This is a genomic window from Glaciecola sp. 2405UD65-10 (assembly GCF_048820975.1).
GTDB lineage: Bacteria > Pseudomonadota > Gammaproteobacteria > Enterobacterales > Alteromonadaceae > Glaciecola.
Genome location: NZ_JBMEUF010000003.1, coordinates 125,676 through 147,567 on the forward strand (window position 1 = coordinate 125,676; position 21,892 = coordinate 147,567).

At 41.8% G+C, this 21,892-nt stretch carries 11 protein-coding genes; 6 read left to right on the plus strand and 5 right to left on the minus strand.

Annotation, left to right across the window (positions count from 1 at the left end; translation table 11 throughout):
* Nucleotides 1-177 precede the first annotated feature (177 nt).
* Both fdxA and ACOI22_RS15795 read left to right on the plus strand, forming a co-directional pair.
* Nucleotides 178-501 (plus strand): ferredoxin FdxA, encoded by a 324-nt coding sequence (fdxA, locus tag ACOI22_RS15790; protein WP_420673098.1) that lies wholly within the window; start codon nucleotides 178-180, stop codon nucleotides 499-501.
* Nucleotides 502-988: 487 nt separating this feature from the next.
* Nucleotides 989-4,066 (plus strand): TonB-dependent receptor, encoded by a 3,078-nt coding sequence (locus tag ACOI22_RS15795; protein WP_420673099.1) that lies wholly within the window; start codon nucleotides 989-991, stop codon nucleotides 4,064-4,066.
* A 90-nt stretch (nucleotides 4,067-4,156) separates the two neighbouring features.
* Here the strand turns inward: ACOI22_RS15795 and ACOI22_RS15800 are convergent, their stop codons facing one another.
* Entirely contained in the window at nucleotides 4,157-5,122 is a 966-nt protein-coding gene (locus ACOI22_RS15800) for a polysaccharide lyase family 7 protein (RefSeq protein WP_420673100.1), read from the minus strand.
* A 243-nt stretch (nucleotides 5,123-5,365) separates the two neighbouring features.
* On the opposite strand from ACOI22_RS15800, the gene ACOI22_RS15805 reads away from it, so the two are divergent.
* The 3 genes from ACOI22_RS15805 to ACOI22_RS15815 all read left to right on the plus strand — a co-directional run bounded on the left by ACOI22_RS15805 (nucleotide 5,366) and on the right by ACOI22_RS15815 (nucleotide 10,800).
* The gene (locus ACOI22_RS15805; protein WP_420673101.1) at nucleotides 5,366-6,637 is read left to right on the plus strand and encodes a virginiamycin B lyase family protein; all 1,272 of its coding nucleotides are present in this window, start codon (nucleotides 5,366-5,368) and stop codon (nucleotides 6,635-6,637) included.
* 27 nt (nucleotides 6,638-6,664) lie between these two features.
* Nucleotides 6,665-6,883: a DUF2945 domain-containing protein gene (locus ACOI22_RS15810; protein WP_420673102.1), complete on the plus strand. Its 219-nt coding sequence runs from the start codon at nucleotides 6,665-6,667 to the stop codon at nucleotides 6,881-6,883.
* A gap of 287 nt (nucleotides 6,884-7,170) precedes the next feature.
* On the plus strand, nucleotides 7,171-10,800 hold the full coding sequence (locus ACOI22_RS15815; RefSeq protein ID WP_420673103.1) for a hypothetical protein: 3,630 nt from the start codon (nucleotides 7,171-7,173) through the stop codon (nucleotides 10,798-10,800).
* A gap of 335 nt (nucleotides 10,801-11,135) precedes the next feature.
* Here ACOI22_RS15815 and ACOI22_RS15820 read toward each other — a convergent pair whose 3' ends face one another.
* Entirely contained in the window at nucleotides 11,136-14,375 is a 3,240-nt protein-coding gene (locus ACOI22_RS15820) for a S41 family peptidase (RefSeq protein ID WP_420673104.1), read from the minus strand.
* Nucleotides 14,376-14,827: 452 nt separating this feature from the next.
* Here ACOI22_RS15820 and ACOI22_RS15825 point away from each other — a divergent pair, with 452 nt between their 5' ends.
* Nucleotides 14,828-15,712, plus strand: a complete 885-nt coding sequence (locus ACOI22_RS15825; RefSeq protein ID WP_420673105.1) for an SDR family NAD(P)-dependent oxidoreductase — start codon at nucleotides 14,828-14,830, stop codon at nucleotides 15,710-15,712.
* A 520-nt stretch (nucleotides 15,713-16,232) separates the two neighbouring features.
* Here ACOI22_RS15825 and ACOI22_RS15830 read toward each other — a convergent pair.
* The 3 genes from ACOI22_RS15830 to ACOI22_RS15840 all read right to left on the minus strand — a co-directional run bounded on the left by ACOI22_RS15830 (nucleotide 16,233) and on the right by ACOI22_RS15840 (nucleotide 21,666).
* On the minus strand, nucleotides 16,233-17,372 hold the full coding sequence (locus ACOI22_RS15830) for an alkaline phosphatase D family protein (RefSeq protein ID WP_420673106.1): 1,140 nt from the start codon (nucleotides 17,370-17,372) through the stop codon (nucleotides 16,233-16,235).
* A 1-nt stretch (nucleotide 17,373) separates the two neighbouring features.
* The gene (locus ACOI22_RS15835; RefSeq protein WP_420673107.1) at nucleotides 17,374-18,405 is read right to left on the minus strand and encodes an endonuclease/exonuclease/phosphatase family protein; all 1,032 of its coding nucleotides are present in this window, start codon (nucleotides 18,403-18,405) and stop codon (nucleotides 17,374-17,376) included.
* 126 nt (nucleotides 18,406-18,531) lie between these two features.
* Nucleotides 18,532-21,666, minus strand: coding sequence for a TonB-dependent receptor (locus ACOI22_RS15840; protein ID WP_420673108.1), 3,135 nt, complete (start codon nucleotides 21,664-21,666; stop codon nucleotides 18,532-18,534).
* Between the last annotated feature and the right edge of the window lie 226 nt (nucleotides 21,667-21,892).

Here is a 21,892-nt window from a genome sequence, read left to right on the forward strand (position 1 = left end):
CCGAACAAAGGCGGCGCACACTTGTATAAAAGGCGCATTTTAAAGCACTTAAGCTGGTATAGATAGCGCAATAAGTGCTTAAGCAGGGCAAATTAGCAAAGAAACTTGAGTTTTAAGCCCGCTTCTTTACACTTGCCACATTATATTCTTGTTCACCTTTTACCGTATGGGGCAATTATGACCTTTGTAGTGACCGACAACTGCATTAAATGCAAATATACTGATTGCGTAGCAGTATGCCCGGTAGATGCTTTCTTTGAAGGGCCTAACTTTTTAGCCATTGACCCAAACATTTGTATTGATTGCGCCTTATGTGTACCCGAGTGCCCAGCCGATGCCATTGTGCAAGACACTGAGCTTGCTGATGATCAAAGTGAATACTTAGCATTAAACGCCCAGTTAAGTAGCCAATGGCCCGTTATTACTGAATTAAAAGCACCGCCCGATGATGCTGACGAGTGGAATGGCGTTGCCAACAAGCGCCCTTTGCTAGAAGAGTAGGGCTTCCCCTCAATAAAAACTCAATGATTCACTCCTTCAATAATTAAAATTGGTAATACACCTGCCTAAAGGTAATTCTAGGTTAATTTGTGAAAGCGCTTACACGGCGTTACCAAAACCCTAATAAACTCTGTTTGGTAAATGTACAATGTTGATTGGCATTTGGTCAGGCCAAACTGTCTGCTGTGGTTTGTTTTTCAGTTCAAAAAAATGATATTTATGCGCTTTTAAGAACGCGCTAAACTAAACTAATAAACAATTTTATAAATTTTTGTACAAAGTTGTAACAATTGGTGTTTCTTGGATTGTTTTAAATATCTATATGAATCATTGCTTTATGCGAAATGGCGTGTTGTTAATTATATTTTGGTATTGTATATAATGTTAAACTTTAGGTGTATGGCTTTGACTATTGGTTAACAAATTGGTATTGTCGCACTGCTATGTAAATATGATGTAAAACAATGAAGCAAAAGGATAAGAGAAAATGACTCTTCACAACACACAGGATGCACACACACACTCGCGCAGACGTTTCCGACTCTCTGCAGTTGCTACCGCTCTTGCTGCTCTAACATTAAGCACGATTTCTTTACAAGTTACAGCACAAGAACAACAAGATGAAGAAGTAGAAGTTATTGACGTACTAGGTGCGCGTGGCTCTATTCAAAACTCAAATAACATGAAGCGTGAATCAGTTACTATTGTTGACGGCCTTTCGGCTGACGAAATTGGTGATATTCCTGCTTTATCAATAGGTGAAGCGCTTGAAACAATTACAGGCGCAACCTCTCACCGTGAAAACGGTGGTGCTACAGAAGTATCTGTTCGTGGTTTAGGTCCATTTTTAGGGACTACCGTTATTAACGGCCGTGAAGCAACTAACGGCGGCGGTAACCGTGCAGTAAACTTTAGTATTTTCCCTTCTGAAATGTTTAACAGAATTGCTATACATAAAACGCAATCGGCTGAATATATAGAAGGCGCAGTAAGTGGCCAGGTTCATCTTGATATGCGTAAGCCTATTGACCATGGCGAGCAGCTTATTAGCGTAAACGTAAAAGGTTCATATAGCCCAGCTGAAGCTGATATTGACGGCGGACAAGACTTTGGCCACCGTGCAACGTTTGCATATATTGACCAATTTGAAGTAGATGACCAAATGTTTGGTGTAACTTTCGGTGCGCAAATTCGTAGCGAAGCTAACCCAGAGCAAGAGTATCACACCACAAGTGGTGGTGGCCGTTTAGAAGCTTGTGAACTTGAGTCATTTGACGCTGACGCACTACCAACTGACACCAGTGGCCGTTGTGAAAACGTAAGTAATGACGAAATCCAAGGCCTTATTGACAGCAACGACGACTACAATTCAGTTGACGATATTCCGTTTGCTTATTTAGCACGTGATCATCGCTACCGCCAGAACACCACAGGTGACAAGCGCCACTCTGTATTTGGCTCGTTACAGTGGATGCCGTCTGAAGATATTGACATTATGGTTGATTTCCAATTGTCAGAGCGTGACCAAACTGAAATACGTAAAGATTTACAGTTTTCTACTACGCAAGAAGATATTTCTCAGTTAAATTCTGACCCATCTACAGGCTTAGTATATGACTCAACCTCTGAAACTCAAATTGCCGCATATACAACTGATTTCCAACGTTTAGAAGAGTATGAAGGCTTTGGTCTTAACTTTGAATACACAGTAAATGAAGATTTACTATTAACGTTTGATGCCTCGTATTCAAATACTGAGCGTACTGAAACTGATTATGAAATCCGTTTAGGTGCAACCGATGACAACCTAAATGGCGGCAACCGCGATGATTTCACTCTGTTTTTAGACGTGAACAATCCAGGCGGTGGTGCAGGTATTGCTACTTTGCTTGATAGCGGTGACAACGGTTTTGAAGTAACTGACCCTACGTTCTTTAACGCACGTGACCGCTTACGCCTTCGTGCACGTGAAATTGTACGTGAAAACACAATTACAGCCGTTCGTGCAGATGCACGCTGGTACACTGGCCTTGATGAAGTTCATACCGTTAAAGCGGGTGTTCGTTACTCTAGCTTAGAGTATTTAACATTTGGTGGTGACCGCGGAACAGCTGGCGTTAACTACTGGGATGATGATGATTTAACACCAGGCCTAACCGCTGATGTTGATGAAGAGACCGATAGAATTTTAGCAAACATTACACAAAATTGTGGTGACGGTTCATTCCCTGAAAGCAACTTTTTGTCTGATGTTCGCAGTGCAAATTTAGTGACTAACAGCACAACCGGTTCAAGTGTAAACGAGTACGCTACGTTTGACTTTAACTGTACAGCTAACGCTTTGCTTGAAAACTACGGTGGTTTAGACGCTGTTGAGTTGCTTAACGGCCGCACAACAGGTTCAAATGATGTAACCGAAGACACTGTTTCAGCTTATGTTCAAGCCGATTACGAAGCAGAACTTGGTGGTTATGAAGTTCGCGGTAACTTTGGTGTACGTATAGTAGATACGAGCATTACCTCAGTAGGTTATAACTCGCCTATTATCGTAACTGAAACTGATGACGGAAGCTTTATTGTATCAAATAACAGCGATGCTGATTTTGACTTGCAAACTGCTAAAAGTGGATACACTGAAGTACTACCAAGTGCTACGTTAATTGTAGATTTAAGTGAAGACGTAATATTCCGTTCAGGTATATTCCGTGGCCTTTCACGCCCTGATCCAAACGCTTATGGTAATGGCCGTTCAATTACTACAAACGACGAAGACAGTGCTTACACTAGTTTAGATGAAGCTGTTAATGGTATTACTGCAACAGGTAACCCATTCCTTAAGCCGCTTACATCAATGAACTATGACCTTGGCGTAGAATGGTATGTTGATGAAGACACCATGCTTGCTGTAGGTGCATATTATAAGAAGTTTAAAGGTGCGTTTGAAACAACTGCACAAACTGAAACATTTACCATTAACGGACAGGAAGTATCAGGTATTGTTGAAACAACACAAACCAGTGATGATTCAAGTACGCTTACTGGCCTTGAATTTACAGCATCACACTCGTTTGATTACCTTCCTGGTTTCTTAAGCGGTTTTGGTGGTAAGTTCAGCTATAACTATGCAGATTCTAACTTTGAGTTTGAAGATCAGCACGGTGGTGACGGAACGTCGTTATCAGTAGATGAAAACGGAAATGTACAAGAAACTGCGCTAATTGGTATTTTAGAGCCAGCGGGTTTATTCGGTTTGTCGAGACATGTATCTGCTACGCAGTTATATTGGCAGCAAGATGATTTCAGTATTTCAGCTATTTATAAAACGCGTTCACAGTACTTCCAACAGTATACTCGTGATACACAAGGTCGCGTTCGTTATACCGCACCTAACCAAACACTTGATTTACGTTTGAAGTATAAGTTAACTGACAACATTAGCGTGTCGTTAGAAGGAACGAACTTAACTAACGAGCCTCGTACAGATTACCGTGGTGTAGACGGCAACGTTCTACAGTCGCTTTCTTACGGACCGCGTTACTATTTAGGTATTTCAGCTAAGCTTTAATTTAGCCAATACAAATTAAAAAGGCCTTACACTTTGTGTAAGGCCTTTTTTTATGGACGCTCAGTAGCGCATGCTTAAATGAATAGTGTTTTAATGGATAGTGCTTAAATGATAGAAAGAAGCTTGTACGTAATCTTTTGGCTTGCCGCCATTATTTTGGTTATACACACCGGCTTTAAAGTACATATACTGGTTGCCTTTGTTGTACCCGCTTTCGCTCATATTATATGACTGGCTTATGTTTTCTTTACCCTCGCGTATAAGCGTTACGTACAGTACGCTATTTTCTACCGTTATTTTATAACTGAATTTTTCGTTCAACGCGATGCCGTTATTAGGATTGCTTAAAGCGCTAGAGCGTGAGCCCAGCATATTAATCCACACATCATCACCACCGTTAACTTCGTGCGCAAAATAGATTGAGCCATGGGTATTGGTGGGAAGTTTGCGATAGTACAAACGAATTGGCTCGTCATCAGTAGCGTGTATTTGGCCTATAATAACTCGGCCTATTTTACTCTTCTCACCAGTGGTCGAGACTTTGTTTACCGCAAGCGTGGCTTCTAAACTCCCTTCAACTGCGCCAGCTTTTCTTTTGGCACTGCCGGGGGCAGAACTAAATACCCAATTGTTCTTATTAACGCCTTGGGTTTTTATACGATCATTGCCGCGGCGAAGCATTTCACGAAGTTCGGTGCGAGCGTACTTTGTATTTTTAGATGTTTTAGCTCCCACATTGGGGCTAGCAAACACCATTGCGCCATCAGCTGCGGTATAAAATAAAGGCTTCAAATCAAAGCCTTTGCTCAAGGGCTTTTCATAAATAATGTCGGCTTTTTTGTCTTTGTTTAGATCAGTGGGTAGGCTTAAGGTCCAATTAAGTAAATCAAAATTTTCTCCCGGCTTTTTGTTTGGATCTAGCTTGTCAAAATTGCCCAGCAATACCCCATTTTCTAGTTTTGTGTGTGATTCCGGTAGAGTGTTAGCTATTCCCGATTGGGATGCGAGCAGTGTAAATAATGCGGGTAAATACAGGCGTTTTTGAAAGGTAAACATGTAGCGTTTCCAAGTGTTATATGAATTGCATAAATAGTGTATAAGGTTTTAACATTCACATGGGGTTTTGGCAAACTTATTGGTAAGTAAGGTTTGTTTAACTGTTATTACCAATTTAAATGTGGGTTGTAGGTCTTATATTTACTAAAAATTTTGTACGCTTGCGATCTTAAGCGCTTTATATCGCGTTAAAGTAGAGTATGTTTTATGAACAGTTATTTATAGAATCAAATAAGGGAAGGTATGGCTATATTACGTAAAGCAAAACTACGCGGGCTTTCATGGAAGTTACCATTACTTTTGGGGAGCATGTTTGTGTTACCGCAAGTGGGGTATTCTCAAGCATTGCCTAATGGTGATGGCAAGGCTTTAGTACAAAGTATTTGTTCTGCCTGCCATAACGTAAATCGTATAAGTAATAGCTTAGGCTACAGTAAGGCTGATTGGACATCGCTAATTGCCAGTATGGTTAATTTGCAAGGCAATGAACAACAGCACGAGCAAATAACACAATACTTAGCAAAACATTTCCCGCCTACCACAAACCGAAACCCACGGTTAATAAACGGAAGTACGCAAATTACCATTACCGAATGGATGGTACCCACCCTAGGCCAACGTTCACGTGATCCCGTTGAAGGCCCTAATGGGGATATATGGTGGGTAGGGCAGTGGGGCAATATTTTAGGGCGTATAAACCCGAACACAAATGAAATGAAAGAATATGCCTTGCCACCTGGCGCAATGCCGCATTCAGTAACGCCTGATGCCCAAGGGAACATGTGGTATACAGGAAATAAAAACGGCAGCGTAGGGCGCCTAAACCCCAACACTGGAAAAATAGATGTATTTAATATGCCTGATGCAAGCGCCCGCGACCCGCATACCGGCGTGTTTGATAGCGAAGGGATATTTTGGTTTACCCTGCAACATTCAAATCAAATAGGCAGGTTAAACCCTAGTACAGGAAAAATTGATTTAAAAGAATTACCTACTAAAGGCTCAAGGCCTTATGGGATTAAAGTGGCTGATTCGGGTGATATTTGGGTGGCATGCAATGGCAGCAATTGCTTAATAAAGGTGAGCCCTGAAAATTTTGAACTGCAAGAAATAAAGCTTCCTCATGATAAAACAAAAGTAAGGCGCTTAAGCATAGCTGATGACCAAAGCATTTGGTATGTAAACTCAAGCCGTGGCCGCCTAGGTAACTATAACCCAGCAACTGGGAAAATACGGGAATGGCCGTCACCTAGTGGCGAAAAGTCGCACCCTTATGCGATTGAGGTGCTAAATGGCGCGGTTTGGTATAACGAGTCAGGCATGCGACCCGACGCGCTCGTTAAATTTGATCCAAACACCGAAACATTCCAAAGCTGGCCTGTGCCTTCAGGTGATTTTTATGCGGGTATTATTCGGCATATGCGCCCTACGAAAAGCGGTGCATTATTAATCCATCAAAGTGCAACGAATAGAATTATGCGAGTGGATATTAGTGAAAGCAGCTCGCCAGAGTAAGGCGAGATTAATTAAACAGGAGAGGCTATGAACGGTTTTCAAATAAATACGGAAGTAGAATGGGAGTGGGGCAAGGGCAGTGCTAAGGGCAAAGTGCGCTCACGATTTACCGATGATGTAACAAAAACGATTAAAGGCAACGAAGTTACTCGAAAAGCCAGTGAGAAAGAGCCTGCCTATTTAATAGAGCTAGACGATGGTGACAAAGTGCTGAAATCACACAGTGAGGTGAGCAAAGCAAGCTAGGGTAACCTCATCTGTCATGCCGGCCTCGTTGCTCGTCATACCGGCGCTACTTGTCATACCGGCGAAGGCCGGTACCTGCTAAATAGTGTAATGTAGGAGGTTACAGCCTGCGCTGTAATGACATTACCTCACCTGTCATACCGGCGAAAGCCGGTACCTCTCTTTTCTTTAAATGCCAGCGCCTATTAAAGTGCTTCCCTGTTGTAAATTTTTCTATGCTTAATTAGTCACTTTTGCTAACATTTGCCGCGTTTAATAAAATTACAACCTTTCAAGGAAGAATTATAATGGCAAAGAAGTTCCGCCAATCTATTTATGTTTTGTTCGCGCTGGCTTTAAGTGCCTGCGGTGGTGGTGGTGGTGGTGGTGAAGACAGCTCTAGCCCAACCAACATTCCAGAGCAATCACCCGAGCCAACTGCACAACAAATCATTGACTCCCCTGAATTATATACAGCAACAGAACTTGAAACTGCATTTAATGAAAAAGTTTTCTCAGAATACTCTGGGACCACGTCTAAACCTGAGCTTACACCAAGCATTAGTCACGAAGTATTTGACGTATTAAATGGTGAATTAGATTTAAACTTTTACGAAATCAATCCATTCATGCTCGCGGATTTAGATTTCGCTTCAGATCTTATTAATACACACTCCTGCTACTCTGGTGGAATGGTCTCTATTTCAGATGAAGTCGTCACAGAAGCTGAAACAACTTATAACGTGAGTTATGAAGAGTGTGAATACAATAATAGGCGTGATGTAACAATTAATGGCAAGGCATCAATAAAAGTATTCGAACTTTCTGAAGGCCTCACCGCTTTTAGCAGTTACTTTGATGACGTTCAAGTTAGTTACAATGAGCGACTATATTCAGTTACTGGCTTTTTTAAGGTAACGTATGATGATACCTACGTAGATAGTGGTGTGCAAACTACCGTTTATGTAAATCACATGCTAATAACTGACTTATCAGATAATTCACAAATCATTAATTCAACTGACTATAACTTTGAAAAAGATAATGCTAACTACATTGGTGTACACAGTGGAGAGCTTTATTTATTTGAACATGGCCTTGTAGACGTTACCGTTGCTTGGAGATATGATCTTACTGACGGTTATTATGACTTCTCTGAGTCGATTACCCTTACTGCTCTAAACATCGTCAATATTGAAGAGAGTGACACTGGATACGTCCTATATCAAGTAGATAATGACGCCGACGGTAATTTTGATCAAGGAGCTTACCTAGGCCTAGGTTTCGACTTCGAGTTCGCCAATAGTGATTGGAGTGATGTGACGGTAGTAGATTTTGACCAACTAACACTGCCACCTGTAATTAGTTATGGCCCTACGTTTGTTAATTATGGCTATACTACACTTGATACAATTGAAATATTCGATGGCCTTTATAGTGACCCTGATACAGCCCTAGATGACCTTGTGGTTACTTATCAGTGGTTTGTGAATGATCAACTTATTGAAGGGGTAACGGGCACATCATTCCCTGCCCGATTGGCGATTTATGACGACGAAGTTAGTGTAAATATGGTGGTATCTGATGGTACAAATCAAGTTACTAGCTCAAGTGCATCAGTTTTCATTATAGACTCACCTGCGCAATTATCTATTGAAAATGCACCTACAAATACTGTGGCCGGCGAATTCGTCGCGTTCAATGTAACTATTGATGACCCAGACTTGGGCGATGATGAGGAACAGTTTTTAGTCATGACATCAGCGCCTTCTAACGCAAGTATCGACGCTGACGGTTTAGTGACTTGGGATACAGCTAATGATGAGTTCTTATTACCTGAACAAGAGTTTGTTTTTACCTTTGCCAGTCAAGAAGAGCCGAATGTGCAAGTTTCAGTCGATATTAAGGTTACGTCAAATGACACAATGCCATTGGCCAGATCAGGCATTGAAGCCCCAATATCCAATTACTCTATTTGGATTGGGGATTTCGACAACGATGGCTTAAATGAAATAGCATCTACCGATTCAAAGCAGCGCGTATTTTTACTTGAAGAAAACAATGGTAGTTATGAGCAATCATGGATGTATCCATTCGCTATGCCTACATTAGGCAATATAGTGCAAATTATTGGAGTTAATATTGATGAAGATGCTCAACAAGAAATTTTGGTGGCGACCGAATATGGCATTAGTGTAATTGATGGGCTAGATGGTCTTGCTTATGCGTTAGTTTCTGAAGACAACTACATTAAGAGTATTGCTGCAGCAGATAGTGACCAAGATGGGAACATTGAAATTGCTTATTTGTCTTCAACAAGCAGCTATTCTTCGTCTACTACTACGTTAAAAGTGTTTGATACAGCAAGCGGCGAATTAACTGTAATTAATAGTTCGGTGGGTGATGCCGTCGAAATAGTATTTGGTAATGTGGATACCGACTCTTCTCTTGAGTTAATAACCAATAACGGGCTTGTATATGACGGCGGTGATTGGAGTAACCAGTGGTATAGTGGAACTGAATTTGGCTCTACTCTGGTTGCAGCAGGCGATCTGGATGGCGACAATGTTGATGAAATTATTGGTGCCGGCAATAGTGGCGACATTACTGTTTATTCTGCGGTAACCAAAGCCCAACTCGCTAGCACAGATAATTTTAACGTATGTTCACTTAACACTGCGGATTCAAACAACGATGGCGTTTACGAAATTTTAATCGGTGATTGCCAATGGGGAGTAATCGCTGGTTATAATTTAGTGGGTAACGCGCTAGAAGAAGCATGGCAGGTAGATATGCAAAGTTATGGCGCTAGGTCTGTAGTGATGGGTGATTCTGACAATGATGGTCAGATAGAGCTGCATTGGGGTACAAGGCAAAGTAGCTCAGGTGAAAACTCTTTTGTTGTTGCTGACTATGTTAGCGACGAAATGGTTATGAAAGAGAGTACCTATAGCCCGCAACTAGACAGTTTCTCAACCTTAGGTTGGAGCAACGATAATGACAACATGCAAGCCGTGTTCTTTGTACCCTCTACTAGACGAGGCTACGATGGCAGCGTTATTGCGACCCTTTCGCCTAATGGCCGTGTTAGCATAACAGATGAAATTTCGTCCAACTGGGATGACAGTTTTCATGGTGATATTGCCGACTTCAACAAAGACGGTATGGCTGATGTGTTTATTCCAGCGTCTAATACATATAATGGGTCTCTTGGCGTATATCAACTCTCAGACTTATCAGAGCATTGGAGTACAGAGGGTTCCTATGAGGATGATATTGGAATAATTCAAGCCTATGATCTCAATGGTGATGAATACGAAGATGCTGTATATGCGAACCGCAACACATTGCATTCACTTGACGTACAAAATCAGTTACTGATTGCTAACTTCAGCTTTGACGATTTGATAGTTGATTTTGATATTATGCAAATAAGTGGCGAGTATTTTGTTGCAGTTGCTACACGAGATAAACTACATTTGCTTCAACTGAATGGCTCCAATTTTTCAGAATATGCCCATATTAACCAAGAATGTACCAGAGTGGGATTTGCAAACCTTGACCAAGATGATGCGAAAGAGCTGATATGCCTTGGCTACAAAAGTTTTTATAGTTATGAAATTGGCAGCGATAGCTTGCAATTATCCAATCGTAAAGACTATAGCAACTACTTAGCTGATTTCGTTGTTAATACATCAAGCAGTTCGGAACAGTCTATTTTTGTCATAATGACTCAAGAATCAAGCAACACTTATTATTGCAGCTACGATTGCCGTTACGTGCTAGCTGAATTGAATGCTAACTTTAGTTTGTTATGGAAAGGAACCCCGATTATTGGAGCTCCTGTCCACAGAGGCATGAGGTATTCGTACTCAGAAGAACAAGGCTCTCAACTACTACTTTCAACTTCAAGCAGTATTTACTGGATTAACCCTTAATTTATAAGGCGCGGGTCCGGTAACGACGTAACGGGTTGTAATGTAAGAGCTTACAGCCTTCATATGTCATGCCTGCCTCCTTGCTCGTCATGCCGGCGAATGCCGGCACCTCATGCACCTCACCGGTCATACCGGCGAAGGCCGGTACCTCATGCACCTCACCGGTCATACCGGCGAAGGCCGGTACCTGCTTGGTAGTGTAATGTAGGAGGTTACAGCCTGCGCTGTAATGACGGTGTTGCGTTTGGAGGTTACAGCCTTCGCTGTAATGACGTAAATATGCTCGTCATGCCGGCCTCACCTGTCATGCCGGCGAAGGCCGGCACCTCTCTTTACTATTTCAACAACTCTTCCACGGCACGCTTAAGCTGGGCATCTTCGCCTTTCGCCGTAGCTTCTTTAGTGTTCTCTACTGTTATGTCAGGTATTAGTTGGTCGTTCTCCATAAACGTGCCATCGTTATTTAGCACACCCAACTGAGGGATACCAAAGGTTAAATCACCTGTTTGTAAGCCTTCCCACCATACTGCGGTGCACGTGCCGGGTACTGGCATACCAACAATTTTGCCAATTTTATTGGTACGGTAACCATTGGGGAAGCAGTAACCATCAGAGTAATTGCCTTCGTTCACAACTAAAATAGAAGGTTTGGTCCAACGGGCCATTGAATTACCTTTAAACTTCTCACCTCGGGCAGAAAGCCAGCTATAGTGCTTGCCACTTAGTAAGGTCACTAAATCATCGGTTAGCCATCCACCTCGGTTGAAACGAGTATCTACCACAACGCCTTCTTTGTCATACCCTCTACCAAATAGTTCTTTGTGAACATCTCTATAGGCTGAGTCATCCATTTGAGGAATATGCACATAAGCTAAGCGGCCGTTTGATAATTCATTCACATACTCGCGGCGGCTATCTACCCAACGTTTATACAGGGCGTTTAATTCATCACGAAATGACTGAGGGCGAATAACTACTTCGGTAGTTTTACGGCCATTTTCGAAGCTTAATCGCGTGCGTTTACCTGCTTTTCCGTTTAATTGCTTATGAACGTTTTGCTTGGCGCTTATTAATTTACCGTCAATTGCGCTTAAAACAGAGCCAACTTTCACTTTATCTTTGTATTTTAATAATGGGCTAAATGGCAAAATTTCTTCAACGGTTAAGCCCTTTTTACCAGGCTCACTTGCAAAAAGTAAACCTAAGGTGGCTGTATTTGACTGGCTAGGCACAGGGCTGCGGTAATAAGTGCCTGTGTGCGACGCATTAAGCTCTCCTAGCAGTTCACTGCCTAAGGTAGCAAAGTCACGGTTGTTGTTTATGCCCTTCACTTTTGGAAGGTATTCAGCGTACATGGCGTCCCAATCTATACCATGCATGTTGGGGTTGTAGAATTTATCTTTGGTTTGTCGCCAAATATGTTTAAACAAATATTCACGCTCAGCATCACTTTTCACGGCTACTGCGCCATTTACAGCTATGGCATCTTTCTTAACAGTATCACCAAGGGTGAGCTTAGCGAGTTGTCCGTCGGCAAGTAAAATGGCGGTTTCGCCATCATCGCTAATATTAAAAGAGGCGCCTGATGCATTTAGCTTAAGTGCTAGTTTTGTGCTGTGCTCGGTAAAGTCTTCTACCCACAAATCATAGCCTTTTTCAAACCTGGCTAAGTAATAAAGTTTGTCCATGTTTGGTGTAACGGCAAAGCTGCTTAGGTCAGATGAATGTCTGGTAAGCCTTACTGTGCGCTCATCTAAATTGGCCCAGTCAATCTCAACGTTTTCAACGGCTTCTTCTTCGTCTTCGCTATTTTCATCCTCATCGTCTTTTTCGTCTTCTTCTTTGGCTTTTTCGGCTTCGGCGAATAATTCCTTCTCTTCTTTAGACATATTGTAGTCGTCAAAGGCTTGTTGGGTTAAAAACAGTGCCATAACATCCATTTCAACCCCCCAACTGCCATGAGCACGTTCACCGTATCTATCTGAGCCAAACACAATCATTTCATTACTTACCCAGTTTGGCGCAAATTCACCGTAGCCTGATAAGGTTACGTCAACGGGTGCTTTGCTGCCATCAGCTGGCGCAATACCAATTTCTGGCATAAACAAAAATCCCCGTGGCACATACGACGCTACTATATATTTGCTGTCGGGTGACCAATCAAAACTTATGTCGCCATCAGAATAGCTATAGTTGTATTTGGCGGCAAACACCGTAGTGCTTTTCTTTGTTTCAATGTTGTATACGCGAATTTCATCACGCTGATACAAATACGCAATTTGGTTTCCATCAGGGGAAACCATAGCTTGAAACATATCAACATCGCCTTTTAAAAGGGTTTCTGTTTTAAATTTAGTAGCAGCAAAGAAGTAGGGTTCGTTATTATCAACAATTGATACTCTATAAATGCCCCACACGCCGTCTTTTTCAGCAGAGTAGGCTATGCTGCGGTTATCAGGGAACCAACTAATTGAGCGTTCTTGTTCTGCCGTATTGCTTAAGCGTACTGTAGTGCCATACTCAACCGATGACACAAATAATTCACCGCGGGCAATAAAGGCGGTTTCCTTTCCGCTTGGCGACATTTCAAAATTTTCTGCCTTGCCTGCAATGCTCTCGCTCTCTTCATCTAAATTAACTTTTGCCGCAATTAAATTAATTTTAAGGCGTTTGGGGGCCGAGTTGGCGCTTTGCGTATAAATGTTTCCATGCCAGCTATAGGCCAACAGCCCTTCGTTGCTAATACTTAAATCACGAACAGGGTGCGTATTGAAGTTAGACACCTGCTCTAAATCGCTACCTTGGCTACTCATTTTCCATACATTAAAATTATTGGCGTGTTGTTCGCTCAAAAAGTAAATTTCATCACCATTGGGTGACCATACCGGAGTGCTGTCACCGCCTTCAAATGTGGTTAGTTTGGTATGTTTATTTCGCTTAATGTCATAGGTCCAAATGTCGCGTGAAAACGAAGACATATCGTGCTTTCTAAAGTTGTTTTCATACGATTTATTATCCATGTAAGTAAGCAGTTTCCCATTAGGTGAAAAGCGTGCTTCCATGGCAGCGGTTGTAAGCATTTGAGTAGGCGTGCCGCCATTAACCGATACCGAATAAAGTTGATTTACAGCTGTAGTAGGAAACCCTGATGACTGGCTAGAGGGCACTCGGCCCGAGCTAAAAATCACTTCATTGCCGTTATTGGTAAAGTCAGTAGGGTAGTCATTTGCGCTATGAAATGTAAGGCGTGTAGGAACCGGGTTGTTTAAGGGCATTAGGTAAACGTCTAAGCTACCGTTTCGATCACTAGCAAACGCAATTTGTTTACCATCGCTTGACCAAACAGGGTAACCATCCCAGCCTGTGTCAGATACTATGGGGGTGGCATTACCACCGCTTACAGGCACCGTGTAAATATCGCCTTTGGCCGCGAATAATATAGTAGAGCCATCAGGTGAAATAGCACTTTGCCTGTACCAGTTAGAATCAACTTCTGCATGAGCTTGATTATAGGGGTTAAGCAAGGGCGCTGATATAATTGCTGAAAGAAGTGCTACTTTATATTTGATATTCATAGAAGGGCTCTACTTAGTAAAATGTCCATTTTTACTTACCGTATCGCAATAAAGTGCAGTGCGCAATATTTGGCCACCTGCAATGGCGTAAAAGCGCTCGTCATGCCGATACCACCTGTCATACCGGCGCTACTTGTCATACCGGCGAAGGCCGGTGCCTGCTAAATAGAGTAATGTAGGAGCTTACAGCCTGCGCTGTAATGACGGTGCTGCGTTTGGAGATTACAGCCTTCGCTGTAATGACCGAGCGGGACTGTAATGACGGGAAAACGGCTGCAATAACGGAAACGGGGCTGTAATGACTTACAAATAATTACACGCCCACATTTATAACAAACCCACACTTATGCCCGTTAATCAGTTTAATAAATTGGGGCTTAACTCACCCTCGCTCTATAGTAAATATATTGCTAAATAGTAATCCTAATAAAAATAACTGACAGGGTACAAATATGACAAACACATATAAAGGTAAAACCGCCATTATTTCAGGTGCGGCTAGCGGTATTGGCTTAGCGCTGGCAAAAGAGTTTGGTAGCTTGGGCATGAATATAGTAATGGCTGATATTGAACAAGATGCCTTAGAGGCTGCTGCGCAAACATTAAAGAGCGAAGGTTTGTCAGTGTTACCCTGTACCCTGGATGTTACTAGTTATGAGCAGTGGGAAACTACCGTTGAAAAAGCCCTAGCCACGTTCGGTAAGTTACATATGGTTGTAAATAATGCGGGCGTTGGCGGTATTCCCGGTGCCATTGAAGAAACTAATACTGACACATGGCGCTGGGTAGTTGATGTGAATTTAATGGGTGTTGTATATGGTACTCAAGCAGCTACTCCTGCAATAAAAGCTAGTAATGAGGGGGGCTGGATTATAAATGTTGCATCCATGGCAGGTATGGGCGGCGTACCTTATTCGGCCGCTTATGCAGCCACTAAAGCGGCCGTAGTATCTATGACCGAAAGTTGGGCGCAAGAGCTATACTCACATAATATTCATGTGTCGGCGTTGTGCCCCGCTTTTGTTAAAACGCGGATTCACGAATCACTTCGCACGCAACAAAGTCAGTACAAAACACAAGCGCCTAAAGCGAACCCTGAACGTTTGAAAAAAGGTTTTGGTAAAGCAGCTGCTTTAGTAGAGTCTGGGATACCAGCCGAGTTATTGGCCAAACGCGTAGTAGAAGCTTTAGATAGCAAACAAACATATATATTTACGCATCCAAATTACCGCAGTTCTGTTGCAGGTAGAAGTAAAGCGCTTGATGCAGCATTTGACGATGCGCAAAACAGCGAGTTGGTCAAACACCTCATTAATGACGAAATCACCAGTTTATAAAGTTATTGTAAGCACTTTGTTTTGTTCCCGGGCAATCGGGAACATCTTTAAACCCCATATTTTAATCCCCAATTTAATTGACCCTCACATTTTTTAAGCATAGTCTAATTTTTAAGCTTAGCGTTATGAGATTATGTTGAATACTTTTGCTCAACGTATCGCTTTTCTAGCGTTTATAGAGGCTTACTTAAAATACAGTTAGAAATTGGAGGTTACAGCCTGCGCTGTAATGACGGTGTTGCGTTTGGAGGTTACAGCCTGCGCTGTAATGACGGGAGCGGGACTGTAATGACGGGAAAACGGCGCTACCTGTCATACCGGCGAAGGCCGGTACCTACTAAATAGGGCTATGTAGGAGATTACAGCCTTCGCTGTAATGACGGGAACGAGGCTGTAATGACGTGAGCGGGTCTGTAATGACGGGAAAACGTCACCACCTGTCATGCCGGCGAAGGCCGGTACCTCACGTTCGTTCTGCCGCCGCGCTTTATTGCGCTGACGGCGGTTCAAAACAGCATTGTTATTTGCTAAGTTGCAGCTCTGATAAACTAATTGACACTTTTTCAATTGGCTCGTTATTTAAGCCCAAAGCCAACATGTTTATTTGGCTTTTCATAATATCAGCCTCATTCCACAAAATCTCAACAACGCCATAATGGGTTTGTCTTGCTACTTTGCCTACTCTGAAAGTATTCGCTTCATTAACTTCAGCGTGCTTTTGTGTTAACCCGCTAGAGGTAAAGTCCCAAATTGGATAGGGTGTGTTATGCCCAAGTTGGCCAGTGTCTTTGCTTATTTCCATCAAGTGGCGGTCACCCGATAAAAAGACAACACCATTTGCTTTGGTTTCATCAATTAAATCGAATAGACGCTGCCTTTCATGGGGCATTGTTCCCCATCCTTCCCAGCCGTGTTCAAACGCCACAACTTGTATAGAGCTAACAATAACGCGTACATCAGCTGTTTTTTTTAGCTCGGTTTCCAACCACTTCCACTGCTTTTCGCCCAGCATGCTTGTATTAATATCACTGCTGGGGGCATAAGGACCTTTATTCGGCGCTTGGTGATTCACGTTTTGGCTTAGCGCGTCGCGATGATAACGTGTATCTAGCATAATAATCTGAATCTTATGCCCAGCGTTTTCTATAATTTCAGCGTGGTAAATACCAGCTTGCTCGCGCAATGCGTGATCTTTTGCGAAACCAAAGAAATCTAAGAACGCTGCTTGGCTCTCTTGCTTTAAAGAAAACTCTTTTCCACCGTCATTTTTCCCATAATCATGATCGTCCCATGTTCCCATAAAAACCGGTACTTGCTCACGAAAGTTTTTAAAATTAGGTTTATTTGCAAGAACATTATAGGCTTGCTCAAACCTTGCAGGGTCAGTTACTGGCCCTCTAACTCGCTTGCCATTTTTGTACCGTACATCGGCATATTGGTTATCACCTATAAACAAAAACGCATCAGGCTTTGTTGCTGCAATATCATTCCATATAGGTTGTGCTTCTGTTTCACGAGCGCACGAACCAAATGCAATGCTGAATGAAGAATTTGCATAAGTTTTGTTTGCAAAACTCATTAGCGTACAAACAACTAATAATACGCAGGTTTTAGAAACCATTAATAAAGGACTAGCTTGTAAATTGTCGTTATTTTTCATATCACTGCAGCCTATTTTGTAAATAAAACTCAATCATAACAGGTAAATGATCAGCTAATGCATCTTGTTTAGCTGCATCAAAGAAAGTAACGGGTTTAGCTGAATTCTCTACCATTTCGGCCAACATATTTCCGTTCATTATTGCATAGTCAAGCCTGCGTGTAGGGTTGTTCGCGGGATGAGTGTATTGATTACTTGCTAAAGGATCTGTAAATGTGTTTCCTAATGTTGTGCCTTGCAAAAGAGCCTGCATTTCTTTGGAATTTGGCAGGGAGTTAAAATCACCTACCATAAGAATATTGCGATTAGGATCTTCAAGTAAAAAGCGTTCGAACTGAGCTTTCAGCATGTTTATTTGCCCTAAGCGCATAGCTATATCGCGCTCGCTGCGGCCTGCTTTTAAATGTACTGCACTTAATACAAACGAATAGTCATTAGAGGGATACACATCAATAGCCCAAGTTCGAGTATTCAAACTATTTTGCGAAGCTTGATTGCCGTTGTCATCAAGCCAGTCCACTAAAGGTGTATGCACGTTACCATAGCTGTACATAACGCCTAAAGGCACCTTGCTCATTACAACCACGTTCATATACCAAGTGGGCGAAGGTGCATCGGCAAAGAATTGATATCCCATGCCAGCTAGCTCAGTAGTAGCAATATTTCTAAGCAGCTTCGCGCTTTCAAACTCTTGTAGCACTACAATATCTGCGTTTGCCGTTTTTAGAGCGCTTACTAAGTCAGCTCGCTTTTTAAGCATATGCTTGCTGTTATTTTCACGATCGTTTTCAATGTAAGGGTCGTCGTGTGCGTCTACAAAATGCTCAACATTCCATGAAATAATTTTTAAGCGTTTAGCATTGGCGTAGTCATAGCTTATCGGCTTTATTCCCGCGCGCTGATGCTTAAAACTGCTAGCGTTAGCCAACAAGTCAGTTTGTGCAGCAACACCGCCTGCATCCGTTTGTTTATTATTACTTGAGCACGCGCAAATTGATAAAACGGTGCATAAAATAAAAACTATTTTGTCCATATTAGTTCTTCCTTAACGAGTTATATGGCTGCTATAGCAACCATATAATTTAAAAACGACCTTATCTCATAGCAATAAGGTCGTGAGCGTGGAGATTATCTAAATCAAATTCGTAGCGTTTTGTATTTAGAAACTGTAACGAACCCCCACTTTTAGCTTCCAAACAGAATCATCTGCATCAAAACCATAAGTTTGATCGCGAACTTGATCAATCACATAGCGGCCCTGTTCATCAATTGAGTCAATATCATAAAGCCCAAAAGTAGAATTTCGTGAGGCCATTTTGCCTTGAGAACTATCAATAAGGTTTAAGACGTTTTCTACAACAAAATACACTGAGCCCTTATGACCTTCCATGAAGCCAGGGATTTCTTGCGTAAGGCCTATATCAACTCTACTAGACCAAGGTGACTGCGTTGAATTTTTAGGCGCAAAACCGCCTGCATATTGTGTTAATCCAGCGTTATCAATAGCGGTCAATAATTCAGCTTCAGTCACGCCATCATAAACAACATTAGGGTCACCAGCGGTGGGGATGTAAGGCAAGAAATCGCCCCCTGTTACACCTGGCGTAAGGGTATTTCGCGCTAAGCTACTATCTAAATACGACAAATAAGATGTTGGCTGCCCTGATTTTCTTTCAAAAAACAGGGTGAAGTCTGTATTGTAACCAGCAAAAATCTCAGCACTGTAATTTACATTAAGAACAAAGCGGTGCTCAAGTTCAAAACGGCCTCTGCCTAAGCTGTCATCGGGTACATTGGGATTTATAGACGGCGTATTTAAATAGTTAGAAATTGCTCTTGAACTTGTTCCTGGAGCGGCTTCTGTAATATCTTGATGGGTGTATGAGGCACTAAAGTCCCAACCGTTTTCAAAAGACTTACTTAACACGGTAGATAAAATATTTGAACGACCTCCATCATCAGTATTAGTTAATAAGATATCAAAGTTTGAATCATCATCATTGTATAAAATTCGACGTCCATCAGCCGCAAGCCCAGCTATGTCACTTTCTCTTAAAGAGGCGTCTAACCAGTAAGCACTATCAATACGCTTAATGTGTAAAAATTCTGTTGTCCATAAATAGTCATCACCAAGCGTTGGAATATCAAAGCGGTAATCTAATGCAAGTTGATATCGCCAATCAGAAGGTAATGTGAAGTCAGGATCATTAATATTTGTATCACCGCTTACGCCGCCTGCTAAAATTGCATCTAGCGCATTTTGAGGTACAGATGTTAAGTCGTCCGCGCCCACCGCTATATTGTTTTCGCCATTAGCGTCAATGGTGAACCCAACAGGGCTTATACCGTTTGTTGAAAAAGCATTTCCAATCCATACATTAGGTTGGCCACCAGAATAACGCCCAACACCACCCCTTACTATTAAGTTGTCATTTAGGTCATACTTGAAACCAAAGCGTGGTAAAAGAATATCTATGCCATCTAAACCTTCGTCGTTGCGATAACCTGTTCTATCAAATGCGTCTTGATTAAATGTGGGAGCGTCGTCTGACGTCAAATTTTCGTATCTTAAACCAAGGGTAATACTTAGATCGTCAGTCACATCCCATTTATCTTGAATATACAAGGCAAGGGTTTCTCTATCGAATATAGCGGACGCATTCTTAGGATCGTTATTTGTCCCATTGCTATAAACGAAATAATCTGCACGTTGCGCTTCAAAGTTTTCTAAACCATTAAACACCCAAGTTCCTTTTGAGTCAGGAACAAAAATGTTTGCCACGGCGAGTTGCTGGTAATCAAAGCCAAATTCTATTGAGTGCTCATCATATAAGTAAGTACCATCTAATTTGAACGTTAATACTTCTGTGTCAAGTACGTTAGCATGCCTGTATTTGTCGGAACCTAGAGCAATGCGCCCACCAGACTCAAGATCATCAATTGTGATATCAGCACTATCTCCTAACGTTGCTTGGCGGTTAGCAACATCTTTACTTGCAACGCTAAGCTCGGTAGAAAAGTTATCAGTCCAATCGGAATACAATTTCGCGCTGTAGTTGTTGAGTGTTTCGGTTACGTTATATAAATGCGATGATAATTTTAATTCTGAACGACTACTGGTAACGTTTCTTGTTCTATTGCCCTCATTGTATTGATACGTAAATGATGCTCTGTGATCATCGTTTATATTCCAATCAAACTTTGCTACCCATTTTTCATCTTCCTCAACTAAGGACGGTGAAAAAGAGCCAATTTGCTGTTCGTTGAACCCGTATACGTCACGTGCAATTCTAATAACTTCGTTGGCTTCTTCAATTGTGGCAATTGTTGGGTTCGCAACACCCGAACCATCAGGGCCGTAGAAAGGTGTTTGTGGTGAATCATAATTTTCGTAGCTTAGAAAAAAGAAAAGTTTATCTTGAATGATTGGGCCGCCTAAAGTCGCGCCGAATACCTCTTCTAGGAACTCTAGTGGAAATTCTTCGCCATCATTTTCTGGGGTGCCAGCTAAGGAGTCAGACTGCTTTTCATAAAATACACTGCCTTCAAATTCGTTAGTACCTGATTTGAATACAGCATTTACCAAACCACCACTAAAGCCAGACACTTTGGCATCAAACGGGGCTACATCAACGGTAACCTGCTCTAATGAATCTAGAGGTAAAGGTGAGCGCTGGGTAGGGTAGCCTCCACCGTTTAAACCAAAGTCATCGTTTTGGCCAATACCATCTACCGTAATACTGTTGAATTTAGGGTTTGAGCCCGCTATGACTAATTGTGAATCAGAGCCAGAAAGCAAACTTACTAATGGGTTAATGCGAATAATATCTTTTACGTCGCGTGACAAACTACTATTGTTTTGTATTGCTTGTTCGCCAAAATAACTGCTAGAGCCAGAATTAGATATAACAGAAGATGAAGCAGTAACGGTTATTCTTTCAATGTTGTCAGGCTCTAAAGAGATATTTAAACGCTCAGCTTGGCCTAAGTTGAAAAATAAATTATCAAACTCTTGGTCTTTGAATTTATCAGAATCTATTAGAATTTTATATGGCCCGCCAACACGCAAACCACGTGCGAAATATTCACCTTCGGCATTGGTTTGGACTTCTTTTTTGGTTCCTGATGGTACATGAATAATAGTAATTGTTGTGTTGGTGGCCGCATTACCTTTAGGCCCCGTAATTTCGCCCCTAAGAGATGAAGATGTGTCTTGTGCGATTGCCGATGCTGAAATACCAATAGATATGGCTATTGCCATGGCAATACGATTGAATCCTTTAAACTGAATCATTATGAAGTGTCCGTTTTTTATATTAATTTGTGTGTTGTTGTTGTACTTAACGAAACATTTGTGCCTTGAATATATACAAGCGAAATGTGCGCTAAAGTAATGCAACTTTTTAAGGAGGGCAGGAGTCTTACGCATTAATATGAAAAATTTATTACATCCATAAATAGCGTCAAAATCTTCAAAAAAAATTTACAAAAATTTCATCCAGCTGACTTAAAACCGTAGC

What these genes read in the sequence shown, in the direction of transcription:
- ACOI22_RS15835 (WP_420673107.1), bottom strand. Translation starts at nt 18,405, where the DNA reads ATGGACAAAATAGTTTTTATTTTATGCACCGTTTTATCAATTTGCGCG.
- ACOI22_RS15830 (WP_420673106.1), bottom strand. Translation starts at nt 17,372, where the DNA reads ATGAAAAATAACGACAATTTACAAGCTAGTCCTTTATTAATGGTTTCT.
- ACOI22_RS15810 (WP_420673102.1), top strand. Translation starts at nt 6,665, where the DNA reads ATGAACGGTTTTCAAATAAATACGGAAGTAGAATGGGAGTGGGGCAAG.
- fdxA (WP_420673098.1), top strand. Translation starts at nt 178, where the DNA reads ATGACCTTTGTAGTGACCGACAACTGCATTAAATGCAAATATACTGAT.
- ACOI22_RS15805 (WP_420673101.1), top strand. Translation starts at nt 5,366, where the DNA reads ATGGCTATATTACGTAAAGCAAAACTACGCGGGCTTTCATGGAAGTTA.
- ACOI22_RS15815 (WP_420673103.1), top strand. Translation starts at nt 7,171, where the DNA reads ATGGCAAAGAAGTTCCGCCAATCTATTTATGTTTTGTTCGCGCTGGCT.
- ACOI22_RS15795 (WP_420673099.1), top strand. Translation starts at nt 989, where the DNA reads ATGACTCTTCACAACACACAGGATGCACACACACACTCGCGCAGACGT.
- ACOI22_RS15800 (WP_420673100.1), bottom strand. Translation starts at nt 5,122, where the DNA reads ATGTTTACCTTTCAAAAACGCCTGTATTTACCCGCATTATTTACACTG.
- ACOI22_RS15840 (WP_420673108.1), bottom strand. Translation starts at nt 21,666, where the DNA reads ATGATTCAGTTTAAAGGATTCAATCGTATTGCCATGGCAATAGCCATA.
- ACOI22_RS15820 (WP_420673104.1), bottom strand. Translation starts at nt 14,375, where the DNA reads ATGAATATCAAATATAAAGTAGCACTTCTTTCAGCAATTATATCAGCG.
- ACOI22_RS15825 (WP_420673105.1), top strand. Translation starts at nt 14,828, where the DNA reads ATGACAAACACATATAAAGGTAAAACCGCCATTATTTCAGGTGCGGCT.